The sequence below is a fragment of the Streptomyces sp. AC550_RSS872 genome, from assembly GCF_019049285.1.
Classification (GTDB): Bacteria; Actinomycetota; Actinomycetes; order Streptomycetales; family Streptomycetaceae; genus Streptomyces.
The window spans coordinates 132,540-151,084 of record NZ_JAGMUL010000050.1; the positions used below are offsets into that span (position 1 = coordinate 132,540).

Here is an 18,545-nt window from a genome sequence, read left to right on the forward strand (position 1 = left end):
GATGACCACCGCCCAGGGCACTCGCCGTCTCCGCATCAAGCACATCACGCGCGTCTCGTACGCCCAGCCGGCCGCGTCCTCGCACAACGAGGTCCGGATGACCCCGCTGACGCTGCCCGGCCAGACCACCCTGGACGCCCGGGTCACCGTCAGTCCGGCGGCCACCACCTGGGCGTACTGGGACTACTGGGGCACCCAGGTCACCGGCTTCGACCTGATGGACCCGCACGCCGACCTGACCATCACGGCCTCCAGCCTGGTGGAGACCCACCCGCCCGGCTCACTCCCGGAGGCGCCCGCGTGGCGGGAACTGACCGAGAAGGTGGCGTCCTCCCGCCTGCTGGAGTTCGCGGGCCCGACCTCCCGTACGACCGTCCCCGACCGGCTGGTCGAGACGGCGCGGGAAGCGGCGGCCGGTCTCGATCCGCACGAGACGGCACTCGCGGTGTCGGCGCTGGTCGCCGACCGGGTGTCGTACCTCCCCGGCACCACGAGCGTGAACACGTCCGCCACCGAGGCCTGGGAGCAGTGCGCGGGCGTCTGCCAGGACATCACCCATCTCACGATCGCGCTGCTGCGCGGCGTGGGGCTGCCCGCACGCTATGTCTCCGGCTACCTGCACCCCGAGCGGGAGGCGGAGCTGCACCGGCCGGTCGCCGGGCAGAGCCACGCCTGGATCGAGTACTGGGCGGGAGACTGGTGCGGATACGACCCCACCAACCGGACGCGGGCCGACGAGTCCCACGTCGTCGTCGGCCGTGGCCGCGACTACGACGACGTCACCCCGCACAAGGGCATCTACCGTGGCGTGCCGGGCGGGCCACCGGAGGTGACGGTGGAGTTCACGCGGGTGGCGTGAACCATCCAGGGCCCGTCGCGCGAGGGGCGGGCCCTACTTGCTGAGGCCGATCCGCGTGCAGTCGACCTTGTACTTGGTGGTGCAGATCTCCGACAGCTTGTAGATCGCGTCGGCGACGACGGTCTGCTTGATGTTCTTCTGGGTCAGCGCGACCACGGGGACCAGCAGGGCCGGGATGCCCTTGTCGGTCGGGCTGTCGACCTGGTCCTGGGTGAGGGAGTCGAACTGGATGTCCTTGCCCTGGACCTTGGCCACGGCCATCTCCGCGGCGCTCTCGGCCTCCTGCGGGTACGACTTGTACACGCTCATGTACTGCTCGCCGGCCACGATCCGCTGGACCGCGTCGAGTTCGGCGTCCTGCCCGGTGATCGGGGGCAGCTCGGTGACGCCCGCGGCCTCCAGGGCCTTGATGATGCCGCCGGCCATGCCGTCGTTGGCGGAGTAGACGCCCTTGATGTTGTTGACGCCGACGTCCTTGATGGCCTGGGCCATGTTGGCCTCGGCGTTCTCCGGCTTCCAGTCCTTGGTGTCGTAGGACTTGGCGATGCCCACCGTGCCCTTGAGCTCGGAGAGCGCGCCCGCCTTGAACTGCTTGGCGTTCGGGTCGGTGGGCGAGCCGTTCATCATCACGATCTTGTCGGACGAGTCGACGTTCGAGCCGCCCATGGCGTCCAGGAGCGTGCGGGCCTGGACCTCGCCGACCAGTTCGTTGTCGAAGGAGACGTACGCGTCGATCGGCCCCTCGGCCAGGCGGTCGTAGGCGATGACCGGAATCCCGGCGTCCTTGGCCTTCTTCACGCCGTCGGCGATGGCGTGCGAGTCGACGGCGTCGAGCAGGATCACATCGACCTGGTCGTTGATCATCTGCTGGAGCTGGCTCGCCTGCTTCGTCGCGTCCGCGTCGGCGTTCTTGTAGACGACCCGGCCCTGCTTGTCGGTGAGCTCCAGGACCTTGTCCCGGATGATGGGGAAGTCGAACTTGTCGTAGCGCGTGTTCGCCGTCTCCGGCAGCAGCAGCCCCACGGTGATGTCGTCGCCCTTGGTCGGGCTCGCCTCGCTGCTGCCCCCGGTGACGCCCAGTGCCCCGCACGCGGCCAGCGAGAGGGTCATCGTCGACGCCGCGGCGACGGCGGTGGCGGTACGACGCAGGGGGCGCAAGGGACGCATACAGGAGCTCACTTCTGGTGCTTTCGGGACACGGGCGCGCCATTGCGCCCAGATGTCTGAAAAGACAACGCGCCGACAACCCTCACCGTCAAGCGGAACTACTTAACGAGTGCGCAACGCCACGCTCCGCTGTGCATGTAAAGACATGAAGGAATGTCTCCCAACACCCGTTACATCCCCTCCATCAAAAATCGATCAAGGAACTGGTCGAGAACCGCACAACCAACGCCATTCCTCGCGAGTCGTGATCACGACAGCTCGCCCAGCGCTGCCCTGTACTCGCCCAGAGGATCGAATGAACCCAGCCAGACGCACGACCGCCGCGGCCGCGACGACGGTCGTGCTCGCCACCGCGGGCACGTTGCTCACGACGGCCCCCTCCGCGTCCGCCGCCGTGACCTGCGCCTCGCCCGTCTTCAAACGGCAGTTCTTCGCGAACACGGCCTTCTCCGGTACTGCGAAGAAGACCGACTGCGACAGCACGATCGACCAGAACTGGGGCACGGGCGCCCCGGTCTCCGGACTACCGAGGGACAACTTCGGCGTCCGCTGGACGCTCACCCGGGACTTCGGCTCCGGCGGCCCGTTCTCCCTGGCCGCCTCCGGGCTGGACGGCATCCGCGTCTACGTCGACGGCAGCCGCAAGGTCGACCTGTGGAAGAACACCTCCACGACCGTCTCCAGGACGGTCAACGTCACCATCCCGTCCGGCAGGCACACCCTGCGCGTCGACTACGTCAACTGGACCGGCAGCGCCGCGGTCAAGTTCGGCTACACGCCCCGCACTTCGGCGACCGTCGACCAGGTCAGGCCGCTCACCCCGACCGGCACCTCGGTCACGTACGACAAGGCCACCGGCAGGGCGAAGCTCACCTGGGCGAAGAACAAGGAGATGGACCTCGCCGGGTACCAGGTCTACCGCCGCCTCAAGGGCGCCGCCTACCCGGACAAGCCGCTCGCGACGGCCGGCTCCGCCGCCACCTCGTACACGGACACCCCGCCGGCGACCGGCGCGACGTACTACTACGAGGTCCGCGCCCACGACAAGGCCGGCAACGTCTCCGGCGGCAGCGCCGACCAGCCCGTCACCACCGCCGACCGCACGGGCCCGGCCGCGCCGACGGGGCTCACCGCGCACGGCGACCTGTGGGGCATGATGATCGAGTGGGACGCCGCGCCGGAGGCGGTCTCCTACGAGCTCTTCGAGAAGGACCAGGCCACCGGCTCCCTGACCCTGCTCAAGCAGCTCACCGGGACCTCCTTCGTCCACCACGTGGGGCACGACGAGACCAAGCACACCTACCTGGTCCGGGCCCTGGACGCGGCCGGGAACGCGGGCGCGTACTCGACGCCCGTCACCTCCGACGGCATCGACCGTACGCCGCCGGACGCGCCCCAGAACCTTGAGGCGACGGCCACCTACGACGCGGTGCGGCTGCACTGGACCATGCCGGAGGGCCGCCTCTCCGACGAGATCAACAACGACGCCTACTTCACCGTGTTGCGCTCGCCCGGCACCACGCTGGGCGCGGACGCGGTGGCCGTGCCCTGCGACGTGAACACGACGCTCAACAGCGCCGCCGGCGAGTACTCCTTCGGGTGCGCCGACGAGGAGTTCGAGTTCGGCACCACCTACACCTACGCCGTCGCCATCAACGACTGGCAGGACAACCGTTCCGCGCCCTCCAACACGGTCACCGTCACCACCTCCGACCGCACCGCCCCGCTCCCCCTCACCGGCCTGACGGCCACGCCCCGCGCCGACGGCACGGAACTGCGCTGGAACGCCCCGGCCGACGACGACATCGCCTCCTACCGCGCCCTGCGCGGGGTACGGCAGGACGACGGCACCGTGGACTGGATCGGCGAGCTGGCGCACTGCGTGGACAGGGCCGACGACCCGCTGGCCATGCTCTGCATCGACATCCCGGACGGCGAGACCTACGTCTACACGGTCATCGCCGAGGACGTCTGGGGCAACGAACTCTCCGCGAGCGACCCGTCGATCCCGGTCGTCACCGCCACGGAGCTGAACATCGTCCCGGCCGAGCCGATCGGCAAGGACTTCGAGGCGGGCGGCCCGCTCTACGGCGGCGGAGGCTGGACGATCTCCGAGGCGGCGAAGCCGGTCCAGTGGCACTGCTCCGGCGACGTCTGCGCCCAGGTCACCGAGTACCGGGTGAGCCGCTGGAACCCGGAGACCCAGACTTACGACCCACTGGGCACGGTCTCCCCGACCACGGCCTACTACCAGACCTACAACGACACCACCCAGCCGCTGGGCTCAGTCTCCTACTACCGCGTCGTCGGGGTCCTCGCGGACGGCACGGAGACCGGGGCGGCGCATCCGTGGATGATCCGCCCGGACCTGCTCTGAGACTCCGCCCGGTCAGCCCCGCTTAGGTCCCGTGATCGCCTCACCGATCACGAAGCCCTTGGCGGGGCCTTCGGGGATGGTGACTTCGGTGCCGTAGGGGACACGGTGGATGTCCTCCCAGTCGGCCTTGTCGGGGCGGGGGTTGGTGAAGAGGGTGACGGCGCCCTGGCCGTCGTAGTCGTCGATGAGGAGGTAGGCGGGGATGCCGGCGCGGGCGTATTCGCGGCGCTTGCGGATGCGGTCACGATCCTGGTTGGCCTTGCCGGGCGAGACCACTTCGATGACAAGCTTGACGGCGCCGGCCCTGACTCCCATGTCCTCCTCGTCGCCGAACGGTTCCGTATCCTCCGGGGCGACGAAGGCATCCGGAATCCAGGCCTTGCGCCTGTAGATCACGTTCACATCCTGATGACAGGCGTACTCACCGCCATCCAGGAACTTGTCCAGGGCCCTTCGCACGCGATTGGCGATGAGGCCGTGAGAACGGCGACCGGTGGGCGACACCTCGATGGCTCCCTCAATGATCTCAGCGCGGTAGCCCTCGGGGAGTTCCATGGCCTTCCACAGCTGCCACAGGCCCTCATCCGGGTCGGACACGTTCAAGAATTCAGCCTGAGCCTCGGACATGGTCTCGGGCCTCTCATGTGCGAGAGCGGTCAAGGTGGCACCTCCTCCTCAAGTGTGGGCTGGGTGTGCTCGGGGCACAAGCAACGCGATCACGGTAGGGACGGCGTCGGTGCTGACCAGGCCAGATGTCCCTGGTTCACCCGTTCGAGCGAAGCTGGAACGTTCCCCCGCTGCCACCACCCGGCTACCGCGTCGCCGCGATGATCTCCTCCAGGTCTCTCACCGCCGCATGGACGCCCTCGGTGAGCAGGACGGCCGTGGGGTTGAGGAGGATCTCGTCGACGCCGGCCGCGCGGTAGGCGGCGAGGGCGTCGGCGATCTCCCGCGGGGTGCCGGTGACGACGACGTCGGCGCGCAGGAGTTCGGTCGCGGGGTCGGGCGCGTCGATGTCCACGCCCGCGCGGCGCAGCATGTCCGCGTAGTGCGGGGCGCGCAGGTGGGTGCCCGCGGCGGCCTCCGCCAGGCGGCGCGGGTCGCGGCCGGGGCGGCTCACGGCAACGTGGACCGCCGTGGCGATGCGGGGGCGGGTCGCGCGGCCCGCCTCGGCGGCACCGGTGGACAGTTGGGGTGCGAGGGTGTCGCGTAGGTAGTCCGGCGGGGTCATCCAGGTGATCGCCACGTCCGCTGTCGCCCCCGCCGTGCGGGCCATGCCGGGCCTGAGCACCCCGGCGCCCACCTCCACCGGCGCGTGCGGGCCGACCGGTGGCAGGGTGGCGTGGAGCCGGTGGTACGGGCCGTCGTGCGCCACGCTCTCGCCGGCCAGCAGGGCCCGTACGGAGGTGACGTACTCCCCGACGGCCGTGCGCGGGCTGCGGTACGGCTCGGGGGTGAGACCGCTCGCGAACTCGGGGGTGCCGATGCCGTATCCGGCCACGACCGGCTGCCCGGTGAGCAGCGCGAGGGAACGCGCCTGGAGCGCGGCCTCGTAGGGGTGCCGCAGCGGCATCAGGGTGACCGCCGTGCCCACCGGCACGGTGTGGCCCATGCCCGCCAGGTGGGCCAGCACCTGGTGCGGTTCCGCCCGGAAGGACTGGCACAGCCAGAGGCGACGGGCGCCGGTGCGCGCCACCAACTCCGCGAAGGGTGCGACCAGTTCGGGGTGGTCGGGCTGGAGGGGGTAGAGGACGGCCGGGGGTGCGGGTGCGGTCACGGTGTGAGTCCTTCGGGCGCCGGTGCGGGGTCGGCGGTGTGGTCGAGGGTGGCCACGAACGTGCGGGCCGGGGCCAGGAAGTGGGCGGACGCCTGCGCGATGTGGGCGTCCGTCACCTCGGCCAGCGCGTCCGGGTAGCGGGTCAGCCAGTCCAGGTCCAGGCCGCCCGCCGCGAAGCCCGCGAGGGCGCTGGCCTCCTCCGCCCGGGTGGCGAGGGCGAAACGGGTGAACCCGGCCGCGTACCGGCGGGCGCGGTATGCCTCCCGGGGCGTGGGCCCGGCTTCGGCCAGCTCGGCGAGGCAGGCGGTGACCTCCTCGGCGAGCCGCTGTCCCGTGCCGGGCGCGCCGGCGCAGTCGATCTCCAGCCAGCAGCCGGCGCGGTTCTGCCGGATCCGGGCGTCGACGGCGTACGCGAGCCCGTGCCGCTCGCGCAGCCGCCGGGTGAGCCGGGAGGAGGCGTGGCCGCCGAGGACGACCTGCGCGAGGTGCAGCGCGGTGTGCCCGGGGTCGGGGGCGGGGACGGCCGGGCCGGCGGTGAGCAGGAGCGCCTGGTCGGTGGACGGGTCGTGCAGGGCGAGCCGTCCCGGCGCGGGCTCACTGCGCGGGAAGGGCGGCAGGACCAGTCCGGACGGGCCGCCGGACCACGCGTCCAACTCCTCGCGCACCCGCGCCAGTACGCGCTCCGTGGACTCGCCGCCCAGCACCAGGAGTACGGCTCCCCGGGGGACGATCACCCGGCTGTGCAGGGCGAGCAGGTCCACCTCCGCAGTTCCGGTGCCGGGGTCGTCGTCGACCAAGGGGTGCGGGCCGCCGAAGGCACGGCGGAGCTGGGCTCGGCGCAGGCGGGTGCGGGGGCCGGGGGGCGGCTGTGGCGCGGTCGCTGTCAAAGCGGGGGGCGGGGGCGGTCCGTACGACGGCCGTAGCAGCAGGTCGGCGAGCAGCTCCAGGGCGCCCGGCAGTTCCTCCCCCGGCACGCTCACCGACAGCACCAGCTGCTCGGCGGTCACCACGGTGCTGAACTCCGCCCCGAGGTCGGCCGCCCGGTCGGCCACGGCCTGTCGGTCGCGGACGGTCGTGGCAGTGCCGAGACGGGCCGCGAGCAGGTCCTGCGCGGGGCGGAGGCCGGGCTCGGTGCGGGCGTACGGCAGGACGAGCCGGAGCTCGGCGAGGGGGGCGCCCGGCACATGCACGAGGGCGGTGTCCAGGCCGTTCGGCAGGGTCGTGCGGAAGGTGTCGCGGGCGGCGGGCCGCCGTGGCGCCGGGCGGGTCGGCGAGGTGACCGTCATGGGGCGACTCCCTCCAGGGTGTGGATGGTTCGGGGTGCGGCGAGCAGGGCGCGGGCGGCGGACGACACGTCGGCGGCGGTGACGGCGGCCAGGCGGCGGGGGATGGCGTCGGGGCCCGCACCCTCGCGGTCACCGTCGCCCTTGCTCGCCCCTCCGCCGTCGCCCTTGCCGGCGCTGTCGCAGTCGCTGTAGCTGTCGCTGCCGTTCGGGAAGAGCAGCGCGGCGCGGCCGTGGGTGACGGCGCGGGCGGTGAGCGAGTCGGCCTGGCGGTAGCAGGCGGCGCGCAACACCGTCACCGCCCGCCGGAGTTCGGGTCCGTCCGGCGGGGCGGCCGCCAACGCGCCGAGGGCGTCCAGCCACCGGCCGACGGCTTCCTCGGTGCCGATGCCGGGTGCCCTGCCGAGCAGGACGAGCGCGAGGTCGGGGGCGGCCGAGGCGAGCCACTGCCCCTGGTAGCCGCACATCACGCTCGCCGCGTCCACGGCCCCTCGCTCGGCGACCAGTCGGCGCAGCCGACCGCGGCGCAGGATCTCGCAGAGGACGACCTGGGCGAGGTACGGGCCGAGCCCCTGGCGGGGATCGGCGAGGGCGTGTCCGATGGCGACGCCGTTCCTGCCGTAGGGGATGGCGGGCGGGGGTTCGTCCCCGCCGCGTTCCCGCCGCTCCCGGTGCTCCCGGTGCTCCCGGTGCTCCCGGTGCTCCCGTCGTACGCTCGGAACGGCCGGCCCGGAATCCCGCGCCCCTCGGCCGCACGCCTCGCCCCACGTCCCGAACTCCCGCTCCACCAGCTCCCCGACCAGCCCGGCGTCCACATCCCCCACCACGGACAGCACGGCCCGCTCGGGCCGGTAGTGGCGTCGGAAGAACGTCTCCGCCTCCCCGGCCGTGGCGTCGCGCAGTTCCGCCGTCGTGCCGTAGGCGTCCCGAGCGCCGGGGTGGAGTGCGGTGAGCACGGTGTCCCACAGGCGGCTGCCGGCCCCGGCGGCACGGATCTCCTCGCCGATGACGGTCACCTCGGAGCGCACGGTCTCGGTCGACGGCTCGAAGCGGAGCAGCCGGCGGGCCTCGTGGGCGAGGACATCGGGCAGCGCGTCGGCGGGCACCACGGTGTGGAAGACGGTGTGGTCACGGTGGGTCTCGGCGTTGCACATGCCGCCGACCTCCTGGACGAGGGCGACGAAGGAGTCGTCGTCCCCGGACCCGGCCCCGGACCCGTACGACTGGTCACGCGGGAACATCAGGTGCTCCACGAGATGCGCCATGCCGTGCCCGCCGGCCGGATCGTCGTCGCCGCCCGCGGCGACGGTCAGCGCCACGGCCACGAGCCCGCGTCCGGGTGCCTCCTCGGTGACCAGCCGCAGACCGCTCTCCAGCCGGAGGCTCACGGCAGCGGCCGGTAGACGGAGACGCACATCTTGCGGCTGTCGCCCCCGTCGAAGGGCTGCTCGCGCCAGCCGGAGTAGCGGGCGGACAGTTCCAGGCGGGCGATCCCGGCGAGCAGGTCCAGCTCGCTCGGCCACAGGTAACGCATCACCGTGGTCGCGGACTTGGGCGGCTCGCCGTCGAGGAAGAGGGTGTTGTGCACCATCATGTTCTGCGAGGCGGGCAGCACCCCGATCGACTCGATCATGGCGCCCCGTCCGGCGACGGGGTACGTGCTGATCTCGTTCTTCTTCTGTACGTGGTAGTCGCTGGGGTCGAACGTCTCGATCACGACGTGTCCCTCCGGCGCGGTGTGCCGGGCCACGGCGTGCATGAGGGCGATCTGCTCGTCCGGGGTGACCGCGCAGCACAGGGAGTTGAAGGGCGCGAGGACGACGTCGAAGGTACGGCCCAGGTCGAGGGCGGCGAAGTCGGCGTGCACGGGGGTGATCCGGGCGTCGGGGTCCTTCTCGGCGAGCCGGGCGAGCATGCCCTCGGAGGAGTCGACGCCGTGTACCCGGAAGCCCTTGTCGGCGAGCGGCAGCGCCACCCGGCCGGTACCGACGCCGAGTTCGAGCACGCTCGCACCCGGTGCGGTGAGGGTCAGGAGGAAGTCCGCGATGTCCTCCAGGTCCGGGGTGGAGGGGTAGATCTCGTCGTACACCTCGGCGAGGGCGTCGCTGTAGGCGGTGGTCAGGGCGGTGCCGAGCCCGCCGGACACGGCGTCCGCCGGGGTGTCGGCCGGGGCCTCGGTGGTCGTCGTGGTCATCGTGTGTCTCCCGGGCGGGTGTCGAGGTTGTTCTGGGGGTGCAGCGGGTCGATTCCGGCCTCGTGGAAGGCCTGCACGACGAACTCCGCGCGGGTACGCGGGCCGTCGGCCAGGGCGTGTGCGATGAGTCCGGAGGCGAGGGCGAAGGCGCGGTGCTGGCCGAAGCTCATGCCGTTCTGGCCGGGGCGCGGATCCTCGGGGTCCCAGGCGGCGGCGACCCCGGGCGCCAGGTCCTCGGTGAACACCGAGGTGGCGGGGCCGGTCAGGGTGCCGGCGTGCGGGGCCACGGCGGCCGCGACCGCGTGCTCGCCGGGGCGGTGGTCGCCGTGCAGGTACACCACGACGGCGTCGCGGCGCGGGAAGTCCTGCGGGTCGGAGAGCACCTTCGCGTGGTACCGGGCGCCCGCCGCCTCCAGCGCGTCGAGCGCCGCGCCCCACAGCACGACGGCCGCGTCCGCGTCCCGCGCGTGCAGGAAGAGCCGGCGTACGGCGCCCGCGGGGCGGGGCAGCGGGCGGGAGCCCATGACGTAGAAGAACCCGGGGGACAGTGCGGGCCGTGCGGCCTCCAGCGCGAGTTCGACGTACTCGCCGGGCGCGGGCGGCGTGGTCGGGGCGAGCAGCCGGTCGGCCGGTACACGCGTGGTGACCTCCGCGAGGCGTACGACGAGCTGGTCGCCGTCCGGCCGCGACAGCACCTCGACGAGGCGGCCCCGGGTGGGCGTGGTCCGGTGCGGCACTGCGGCTGCGAGCCGCTCCTCCAGGGCCGGGTCGCGCAGGGTGCGCCGGGGCGGCGGGCCGTCGGGCAGGGCGCCGCCCTGGTGGCGGCCCGCGTGGAGTTCCTCGTACAGCGCGTTGGTGAGCCTGCCGCGCAGGTCGCGCGGGCTGTCGGCGGTCACCGTGCGCCCGGCGACGGTGGCCTCACGGGCGCCGGGTGCGACGGCGACGGCACCGAGGGCGGCGGCCAACCGGGGTGCGAGGCCCCGGTACCGGACGCCGGGGGACGCGTCCGGTACCGGGGAGTCCAGGAGGGGGTGGGGCGGGGGGACGGCGAGGGTCATCGGGGGGTGCTCCCGTTCCGGGCGGTCGAGGTGTCGTCCGAGGCGTGTGTGTCGCCCGCGAGCGTCAGGCCGAGAGTGCGTGCCGCGGCGGCCGGGCCGAGGAGGACCGTGCGGCCGATGCCGGCCGCCGCGCGGGCGACCGGGTTGAGCGTGGCGTGGGACTCGGCCGTGGCGATCAGTCGGTCGAACATGTGCCACCCGGCGTAGGCGGCGGCCCGTTCGGGCAGCCCGGCGTCGGGCGTACGCGACTCCAGGTAGCCCTGCCAGAAGGCACTGATCCGGGGCAGATGGCGGCGCAGACTGGCCGAGCCGCGCGCCACGATCTCCTGGTGCGACAGCCCGAACCCGGCGGTGTCGCCCTCTCGTTGGGGCGTGCCCTCGCCCGTCGGCGCGAACACGGAGTACGTGGCGTGGAAGAGCCACTCCCCGGCGAACGCGCCCACGTCCCGCGCGGGGTCGGCGAGCCGGAACTCCTCCCAGTCGCACAGATACAGGTCCCCGGCCCCGTCCTCCGCCCGGATGAACTGGTCGAACCGCAGGTCGCAGTGGGTCGGCGCGTGCGGCACGGTCTTCTCCAGGTCCCGCAGCCGGTGCAGCGCCGCGACGACCTCGGTGTCGTCCTGGACCAGCTGCCAGGCGGCGATCTGCGCCATGCTGCGCTCCTGGACGGCGCTCCAGGGCAGGGCCTTCAGCCAGGCCAGCGGCGGCAGCGGGGCCGCGCCGGTGTCCACGTCCTCGGCGGGGCCGAGACCGTGCAGGGCGCCGACGGCCCGCCCGGCCGCGCGGCACAGCTCGTCGTCGAAGTCGCCGTCCAGCGCCAGCTCGGCCCCGGAGCGGGCGCCCGGCACCAGACGGTGCACGGTCACCCCGGCCGCGCGGTCCGCGCCGAGCAGCGCCGGCGAACGCAGCGGCGAACCCGGCGGCAGCCGCAGCTCCGCCAACTCCTCGAAGCTGAGGGCGCGTTGGAGTTCGGGGCAGTCGCCGTCCGGCGTGAGGGCGACCGTCTTGACGAAGACCTGCTCGCCGGTCGTGGTCGGACCGGCCCAGTTGTCGTTGCGGCCGCCGAACGCGGTGACCGCCGCCGCGTCGAGGCGGCCGAGACCGAGCCGCTCCAGCAGCGCGTTCACGGCGGGCACGGTCTCCAGCTCGGTGGGCCGGTAGCGCTGCCGCGTGGGCGGCCGTTCGGTCGTCACCGGCTCGGCAGTGGTGGTCATGGTGTGGCTCCCCCGGGGACCGCGCGGCGGCCCTCCTCGTCGATCAGGTCAGCGATGAAGGCGGTGTAGTCGGTGAGTTCGTCGCTCCAGCCGCAGTACGCGGCGAAGTCCCGCATGTGCAGGGCGATCCGCAGCACGGCGGCCCGGGCCGCCCTCTCCCGGTCCACGCCGGGCCCGTACGCGTCGAGCAGCACGCCGGGCAGATCGGGACCTGAGCCGCCGTCGCCGAACACCGGTACCGCCCAGGCCAGTTCGGCCAGGTCGCCCAGCAGCCAGCCCAGGTCCAGCTCGGGCGGGCCGGCCCCCAGGTCCTCCCCGGTCAGCAGCGCCACCGGACCCCGGTGCAGGGGCGGGACCAGCGCGCCGAGGGAGGCGAAGCCGTGGACGAGGACCGTCTCGCCGGGGGCGGTCAGCTCGGCGCACCAGGCGCGCAGCCGTTCCAGCCGGGCGGGCCCCCAGGCGCGTACGACGTGCTCACGCAGTCGGCGGACGGCGGGCTCGGGCGCGTCCGGGCGGCCCTGGCCCTCGACGAAGGACCGCAGTCGCGCGAGCGCGGGCGGAACGTCGGCCGTGGGCGCGTCCGTCGCGTGCAGCTCACGCAGCGCGGCGCCCGCCGCGGCCAGCGCGTGCGCGACCAGCAGCCGTGCCCGCGGCCGCGCGTCACGCAGCCAGGCGGCGGCCGAGTACGGCCCGTCCGCGAGATGGGCGAGACCGTCGCCCGCGGGGCGCGCGGTGGCGAGACAGGCACCCCGGGGCACGTACGACACGAAGGGCGCGGTCAGTGGTTCGGCACGGTCCGAGCCCGGCCCGTGCCACCACTCGTAACGCCCGTCGGCGGTACGCGTGACGCGGGTGACCTGGAGACCGGTCCCGTACTCGGCGACCGGCTGTGCGGGAGCCGGCGCAGGGGTGACCGGCCGTCCGATGGCCGCCGTCACTCCTCCTCCCCCCGCTGCGTCCTCGCGTACGCGCCCACGCACAGCCCCATCAGCTCCGAGAGCGGGACCGCGCCGCCGTCCTCCCGTTCCCCGGTGCTCGCGCTGACCGCGGGCACGGTCGGCGCGACGACGACACCGGGGCGGGACCGCAGGGTGTCGAGGTGCGCCTGCACGACCGGGCTCAGCTGGGCGCGGGGCGGCAGCGAGGGGGCCACGCCGACCAGGGCTGCGGTGGACTGGAGGGCGCACAGCAGCGGGGTGTCGGCGAGCCCGAGGGCGTAGCGGCTCAGGAAGTGCATCGTCGCCGGGTGGACGAGGACGAGATCGGGCCATGCGGCCAGTTCCACATGCGGTGCGGTGCCGGGTTCCGCGTCGTTCCAGTCGTCGGTGATCACCTTGTTTCCACAGAGTGTGGATATCGCGTCCGCCGAGACGAACCGGCGGGCGGAACGGGTCAGCACGACCCTCTTCTCCATCTCCGGAAAGGTGTTGTTCAGCCAGTTGGTCCAGAAGGGCAGGAATGCCACACTGAGCGCTCCGGTGCCCACGAGGAGCACTCGGCGGAATCCGGGATCCGCGATACCGGTGGGGTCCGGGACCTCCATGGCCGTCCTCCTGGGAAAAGCTCGGAAAGTGCTCGTAAAGTGCTCGGAAAGTGGTGTGTTGCCCGGGGAGGGACCGGGCCGGCGGCCGGCGCCGGCCCCTCCCCGCGGGTCACTGCTCGGGGTGTCCGATCAGCACTTGTTCTCGATGGTCTTGGCGGTCAGCGAGCCGATGGCCGCGGCGCACTGCTGCGAGGAGCGGGCCGTGATGATGGTCGCGCGGATCGCCCACGGGATGGTCGGGCTGAACGCGGGCGCGGCGTCCTTGCCGTCGTACAGGCCCAGCTCCTCGGCGGAGGTGTAGGCGGTGTAGCCCTCGAACAGGTCCATCTCGTTCTGCGTGGACTGCATGAGTCTCTCCCTCTGGTGAATAACCGAAGTGAATTACGGCCGTTTGGTTTCGACCGCTGTCTGCCCGCCGCTGTTCGCTGCGGACAGGAGAAATATGGCCCGCCGAAAAGACCGCCCGCTATTGTCAGTTGCGGCATGACCGCCGTAGGCAATACCTCTCCCGGCATGGCCCGGCCCGGCATGGCCGAAAACGGCATTGCCGCAACCGCCAATACCGCGGCCCCCGCACGCTCGCGTAAAAAGATCAGGGTGAACTCACCTGACTCATCAACCAACCAGGCCCCGCGGCCCGCGCCCCGGCCGCCGCTGCGGGCCCTGCTCGCCCACGCGCGCCCGCACCGGCGCGTCCTCGTGCTGGTCCTGGCGCTGACCCTCGCGGGCAGCGCGGCGGGGCTGGCCCAGCCGATGGTCGTCGAGTCGGCGCTCACGGCGCTCATGACCGGACAGGGCCTCGGCGACGAGATCCTGCTCATGCTGGGCCTGCTGGCCGTGTCGATCGCCCTCACCTGGAGCCAGGCCCTGGTGAGCGAGCGCACGGCCGAGAAGGTCGTCCTCCAGGTTCGCAAGGGACTGATCCACCGTCTGATCCGGCTGCGCACCAGCGAGTTGGACCAGACCGAGCCCGGCGGGCTGACGACCAGGGTGACCTCGGACAGCACGCTCGTGCAGCACGCGGCGACCAGCGGTCTCATCCAGCTGCTCGACGGAGGCATCCATCTGCTCGCCACCATCGTCCTGATGGGCATGACCAGTCTGCCGCTGCTCGGCATCACCTCCGGCGTCCTGCTGGTGGTCGGTGTCGCCATGGGCGTGGTGATGCCGCGGATCCGCCGGGTGACCACGCGCGCGCAGACGTCGGTCGGCGAGATCGGCGCCGCACTCGACCGCTCGCTCGGTGCCGCCCGCACGGTCAAGGCCAACGGCGGTGAGGCGACGGAGACTTCGCGGGCCGTGGCCGCCGCCGAGGACGCCTACCGGGCGGGTCTGGCCGGCGCCCGCTACCAGGCCACGATCGCGGTGCTCTCCGCGCTGGTGGTGCAGGCCTCGTTCCTGGCGGTCATCGGCTTCGGCGGCGCCCTGGTCGCGACCGGCGCGCTGGACCTGGCCGCGCTGATCGCCTTCCTGCTCTACCTGTTCAACCTCGGCGGCCCGGTGCTCTCCCTGGTCGGCGGCACGGCCTCCCTCCAGCAGGGCCTGGGCGCGCTCGCCCGGATCGAGGAGGTGGAGCGCATGGAGATCGAGACGGACGTGGACGAAACCCCCGCCCGCCCGACCGGCCCGGCGCCCCGCGTCACCCTGGAGAACGTCACGTTCGCCTACCAGGGACGCGCCACCACCCTCGACAACGTCAGCCTCACCGCCCCGGCGGGTGCCGTCACCGCGCTCGTCGGCCCGTCCGGCAGCGGCAAGACCACCGTCTTCTCACTGCTCCAGCGCTTCTACGACGTGGACCACGGCCGCATCCTGCTCGACGGCACCGACATCGCCACCCTCAGCCGCGCCGAGGTGCGCCGCCGTATCGCGTACGTGGAGCAGGACACCCCCATGCTGGCGGGCACCCTCCGCGAGAACCTGCTGTACGCCGCCCCCGACGCCACCGAGGAGGAGGTCGGCCGGGTCCTGCGGGACACCCTGCTCGACTCGCTCGTCGCCCGGCTCCCGGAAGGCCTCGACACCCACGTCGGCGCCCGCGGCCTCGCCCTGTCCGGCGGCGAACGCCAGCGTCTGGCCATCGCCCGCGCCCTGCTGCGCCGGCCCCAGGTACTGCTGCTCGACGAGGCGACGGCCCACCTCGACGGGCTGAGCGAGACCGCGCTGCGGCACACCGTGGAGCGCGCCGCCGAGCACTGCACGGTCGTCCTGATCGCCCACCGGCTCTCCACGGTGACCTCCGCCGACCACATGGTGCTGCTGGCCGGCGGCCGGGTACGGGACCATGGTCGGCACGGGGAACTCCTGGGAAGGGACGAGCTGTACCGGGACCTCGCGGCCACCCAGCTGACCACGACGACGACCTGACCACCCGTCAGAAAAAGAGAAGCAAAGGAAGATCCCATGCCGAAGGACCCGGCACCCGCACCCGCCTCCGCGGCCACCGACGCGAAGGACGCGCACGACGCCGACGCGTACGACGAGTACGACGACCACGACGAGTACGAGGACGACGAGTACGAGGAGAAGCCCGTCGTCGAGACCGTCGTAGAGGAGGAGCGGTTCGGCACGATAACGGTCCGGCTCGACATGAAGGCGGGCGAGGTCACCGTCGAGGGCGAGTCGGTCCCCCGGATCGAACTGCTCCGCGCGGAGGGGACGGAGGCCGACGACCACATCCCGATCGGCACCCGGGACGCGAGCCTGCTCACGCTGACCGTGGACGGCGAGGAGGCGGTCCTCGACCCCGCCAAGGGCCGGCTGACCCGCCGCTCCTACCGCGTCGACGTCCGCCACGCGGACCACACCTGGCGCCTGGTGCCCGACTCCATCCCCGGCAGCCGCCTGCTGCGGGACGAGGAGCACATCGGCGACTTCTCCTCCGACGGCGACGGACGCGTCATCGCCGAATGGCGCGAGGACGCCGAGCCGGAGGCCCTGGACACGGCCATCGGCCACGCCCTCGCCGCCGCCTTCGGCACGGGCGCCCAGCCCATGTGGATGCTCGCGGTGGAAGCGGCGAGCGAGATGCTCCCGGGCTGACCGCACGCGGGAACGACCGAGGGCCCCTCCGGTCTCTGCCGGAGGGGCCCTGGTCGTCCCCGTACGACCATCAACGCACGGTCGCGGTCAGGCGCTGCGGGCGACCGATTCCCTCCTGATGTGAGCCGCGATGTCGTCGGCGTACAGGTGGGAGACGATCGCCGCCTCGAACCGCGACTTGAGGTCGAGCTTGCGCACGATGCTTGTGGTGTGGGCCCGTACCGTGCGCTCCGCGATGCCCAGACGGCGGGCCAGCCAGCGGTTCGGCTCCCCGGTGGCGAGCAGGAGCAGGACCTCCCGCTCGCGGTCGGTCAGCGCGGAGAAGTCCAGCGCGCCCTCCCGTACGACAACAGTCATGTGTTTCCCCCAGTCGGCGTTCGGTTGTGTCGGTTCGTGTCCGACGGATTCCAGACTGCCAAGCGCCGGCGCGCCCGGCGGGGCCCGTCCGCAGCAGCTTGCTGCACGGGGACGGCACCATCCTGCCGACGGCCCGCCGCCGAGCACCGACCACTTCCTTGACCAACGCGTTACCCTGTGTCCGAATCAAAAAGGTGGATTCCGCATCGTCGCGGCCTGACCAGCCATACGCGGTGATGCCCGCCACCGTGGTCGTAACGGGGAACACGGGGGAAGGATGAACAGTGCGGGCGGCATGGGCCTGTTGGGTATCTCCGCGATGGAGGAACGCGTCTACCGGCACTTCCTGAGGAATCCGGACACACCGACGGAGGACATCCATCTGCTCCTCCACACACCGCAGGACGACGTCCGCGCCGCCCTGGAACGGCTCACCGAACTGGGTCTGCTCCGCCGCGCGGACCACGGGAACGCCCCGGCCGGCAGCTTGACGGCCACGGACCCGGAGATCGCGGTCGGCCTGCTCACCGACCGAAGACTGAGCGAGCTGCACCATGAGTTGCAGCAGGTGACCAGGCCTCGTCACCTGGTCGCGGAACTCCGGGCCGAACAGGGCGCCCACACGCCGTCCGGCGGCGGCGTGGAACGCATGACCAACCTCGCGCAGATCCGCAACCGCATCGACGACCTCGCGTTCTTCGCCCGCGAGGAGATCCTGTCCGTCGAGCCCTACAAGGCGCTCACCCCGGAGAACATCGAGCACGCACGCCCGCTCGACAAGCGCTGTCTGCGCCGCGGCGTGCGCATCCGCAGCGTCGTACTGAAGGAAGCCCTCGACGACCCACCGACGGCGTCCTACCTGCGCGAACTCTCCGCCCAGGGCGCCAGCATCCGGGCCGCCTCCGACATCGCCGAACGCATCCTCGTCTACGACCGCCACACCGCCCTGGTCCCCGCGGACCCCGCGGACACCTCACGCGGCGCGCTCGTCGCCCAGGAGTCGGGCCTGGTGGCCAGCATCCTGTCCCTCTTCGACAAGATCTGGAGCCAGGCCACAGACCTCTCCCACCTCCTGGACGACCCGGCCCCGGACGCGATCGCCCTCTCCCCCATGGAGCTGGAGGTCCTCAAATCCATGTGCCGAGTGACAAAGGACGAGATCGGTGCCCGCCAACTAGGCATCTCCCTACGCACCTACCGCCGCCACGTAGCCGACGTCCTCCGCCACCTCAACGCCAGCAACCGCCCCCACGCTGCCCTACTGGCCCGCGAACGAGGCTGGATCTGACCAGCACAACCCAGCAACCTCCGGCCCGCCCAACGCATTTCAGCCCGCCCGTCGTCAGAGAACGAGCCATCGCCACCGGCCCAGCCCCTCACAGCCCGTCCGGCGCCAGAAGACGAGCCATTGCCGTCCCGACCCCCGCCCACCCGGCAGGGCGCGTGGCCTAACGGTCAGAGGCGGCCCCTCTCGGCGCCGGCCCGGACATCTTCAGTCCATCCGCCCTTTGAGGACAAGCCATTGCCATCCCCAACCCCCACCCACCCACAGGGCGCTACGCCCACCCAGACCCACTCAACCCATCCGGCGTTCGAGGACAAGCCATTGCCATCCCCAACCCCCACCCACCCGCAAGGCGCTACGCCCACCCAGGCCCACTCAGCCCATCCGCC

Annotated in this window: 17 protein-coding genes; 5 read left to right on the top strand and 12 right to left on the bottom strand. The window is 72.3% G+C overall.

What is annotated here, in order from left to right; translation table 11 throughout:
- The first annotated feature begins 1 nt into the window (after window position 1).
- Window positions 2–859, top strand: coding sequence for a transglutaminase family protein (locus tag KUM44_RS21705; RefSeq protein ID WP_217210010.1), 858 nt, complete (start codon window positions 2–4; stop codon window positions 857–859).
- 33 nt (window positions 860–892) lie between these two features.
- Here the strand turns inward: KUM44_RS21705 and KUM44_RS21710 are convergent, their stop codons facing one another.
- Entirely contained in the window at window positions 893–2,026 is a 1,134-nt protein-coding gene (locus KUM44_RS21710; protein ID WP_217210012.1) for a sugar ABC transporter substrate-binding protein, read from the bottom strand.
- Between the two features lie 295 nt (window positions 2,027–2,321).
- Between KUM44_RS21710 and KUM44_RS21715 the strand changes: the two genes are divergently transcribed.
- Window positions 2,322–4,403, top strand: a complete 2,082-nt coding sequence (locus KUM44_RS21715) for a PA14 domain-containing protein (RefSeq protein WP_217210014.1) — start codon at window positions 2,322–2,324, stop codon at window positions 4,401–4,403.
- A 12-nt stretch (window positions 4,404–4,415) separates the two neighbouring features.
- Here KUM44_RS21715 and KUM44_RS21720 read toward each other — a convergent pair whose 3' ends face one another.
- From KUM44_RS21720 to lxmA, 10 genes are all read right to left on the bottom strand, one after another.
- Window positions 4,416–5,030, bottom strand: coding sequence for a Uma2 family endonuclease (locus tag KUM44_RS21720; protein ID WP_217210016.1), 615 nt, complete (start codon window positions 5,028–5,030; stop codon window positions 4,416–4,418).
- Between the two features lie 184 nt (window positions 5,031–5,214).
- A complete protein-coding gene (lxmJ, locus tag KUM44_RS21725; protein WP_217210018.1) occupies window positions 5,215–6,180 on the bottom strand; it encodes a F420-dependent peptide dehydroalanine reductase LxmJ in 966 nt (321 codons plus the stop codon).
- Window positions 6,177–7,466 carry a pitrilysin family protein gene (locus tag KUM44_RS21730; RefSeq protein WP_217210020.1) on the bottom strand — a complete coding sequence of 430 codons (1,290 nt, stop codon included), beginning with the start codon at window positions 7,464–7,466 and terminating at the stop codon, window positions 6,177–6,179. Before KUM44_RS21730 ends, lxmJ begins: the two co-directional genes overlap by 4 nt.
- Window positions 7,463–8,851, bottom strand: a complete 1,389-nt coding sequence (locus KUM44_RS21735) for an insulinase family protein (RefSeq protein ID WP_217210022.1) — start codon at window positions 8,849–8,851, stop codon at window positions 7,463–7,465. Before KUM44_RS21735 ends, KUM44_RS21730 begins: the two co-directional genes overlap by 4 nt.
- Window positions 8,848–9,657, bottom strand: a complete 810-nt coding sequence (locus KUM44_RS21740) for a bifunctional 2-polyprenyl-6-hydroxyphenol methylase/3-demethylubiquinol 3-O-methyltransferase UbiG (RefSeq protein WP_217210025.1) — start codon at window positions 9,655–9,657, stop codon at window positions 8,848–8,850. The genes KUM44_RS21735 and KUM44_RS21740 overlap by 4 nt, the downstream gene beginning before the upstream one ends.
- Entirely contained in the window at window positions 9,654–10,715 is a 1,062-nt protein-coding gene (locus KUM44_RS21745; protein WP_217210027.1) for a T3SS effector HopA1 family protein, read from the bottom strand. Before KUM44_RS21745 ends, KUM44_RS21740 begins: the two co-directional genes overlap by 4 nt.
- Window positions 10,712–11,929, bottom strand: coding sequence for a class V lanthionine synthetase subunit LxmK (gene lxmK / locus KUM44_RS21750; protein ID WP_217210030.1), 1,218 nt, complete (start codon window positions 11,927–11,929; stop codon window positions 10,712–10,714). Before lxmK ends, KUM44_RS21745 begins: the two co-directional genes overlap by 4 nt.
- Window positions 11,926–12,867, bottom strand: coding sequence for a hypothetical protein (locus tag KUM44_RS21755; RefSeq protein ID WP_217210032.1), 942 nt, complete (start codon window positions 12,865–12,867; stop codon window positions 11,926–11,928). The genes lxmK and KUM44_RS21755 overlap by 4 nt, the downstream gene beginning before the upstream one ends.
- Entirely contained in the window at window positions 12,864–13,472 is a 609-nt protein-coding gene (gene lxmD / locus KUM44_RS21760; protein ID WP_217210034.1) for a flavoprotein, read from the bottom strand. The genes KUM44_RS21755 and lxmD overlap by 4 nt, the downstream gene beginning before the upstream one ends.
- Window positions 13,473–13,601: 129 nt before the next feature.
- Window positions 13,602–13,820 (bottom strand): lexapeptide family class V lantibiotic, encoded by a 219-nt coding sequence (gene lxmA / locus KUM44_RS21765; protein WP_217210041.1) that lies wholly within the window; start codon window positions 13,818–13,820, stop codon window positions 13,602–13,604.
- Between the two features lie 249 nt (window positions 13,821–14,069).
- Here lxmA and KUM44_RS21770 point away from each other — a divergent pair, with 249 nt between their 5' ends.
- Both KUM44_RS21770 and KUM44_RS21775 read left to right on the top strand, forming a co-directional pair.
- A complete protein-coding gene (locus tag KUM44_RS21770; RefSeq protein ID WP_217210043.1) occupies window positions 14,070–15,839 on the top strand; it encodes an ABC transporter ATP-binding protein in 1,770 nt (589 codons plus the stop codon).
- Window positions 15,840–15,875: 36 nt separating this feature from the next.
- Window positions 15,876–16,514: a hypothetical protein gene (locus tag KUM44_RS21775; RefSeq protein ID WP_308402687.1), complete on the top strand. Its 639-nt coding sequence runs from the start codon at window positions 15,876–15,878 to the stop codon at window positions 16,512–16,514.
- Window positions 16,515–16,601: 87 nt separating this feature from the next.
- On the opposite strand, the gene KUM44_RS21780 is transcribed toward KUM44_RS21775, so the two are convergent.
- Window positions 16,602–16,871: a helix-turn-helix transcriptional regulator gene (locus KUM44_RS21780; protein ID WP_217210045.1), complete on the bottom strand. Its 270-nt coding sequence runs from the start codon at window positions 16,869–16,871 to the stop codon at window positions 16,602–16,604.
- A 277-nt stretch (window positions 16,872–17,148) separates the two neighbouring features.
- Here KUM44_RS21780 and KUM44_RS21785 point away from each other — a divergent pair, with 277 nt between their 5' ends.
- A complete protein-coding gene (locus KUM44_RS21785) occupies window positions 17,149–18,159 on the top strand; it encodes a LuxR family transcriptional regulator (protein ID WP_254389854.1) in 1,011 nt (336 codons plus the stop codon).
- Window positions 18,160–18,545 lie beyond the last annotated feature (386 nt).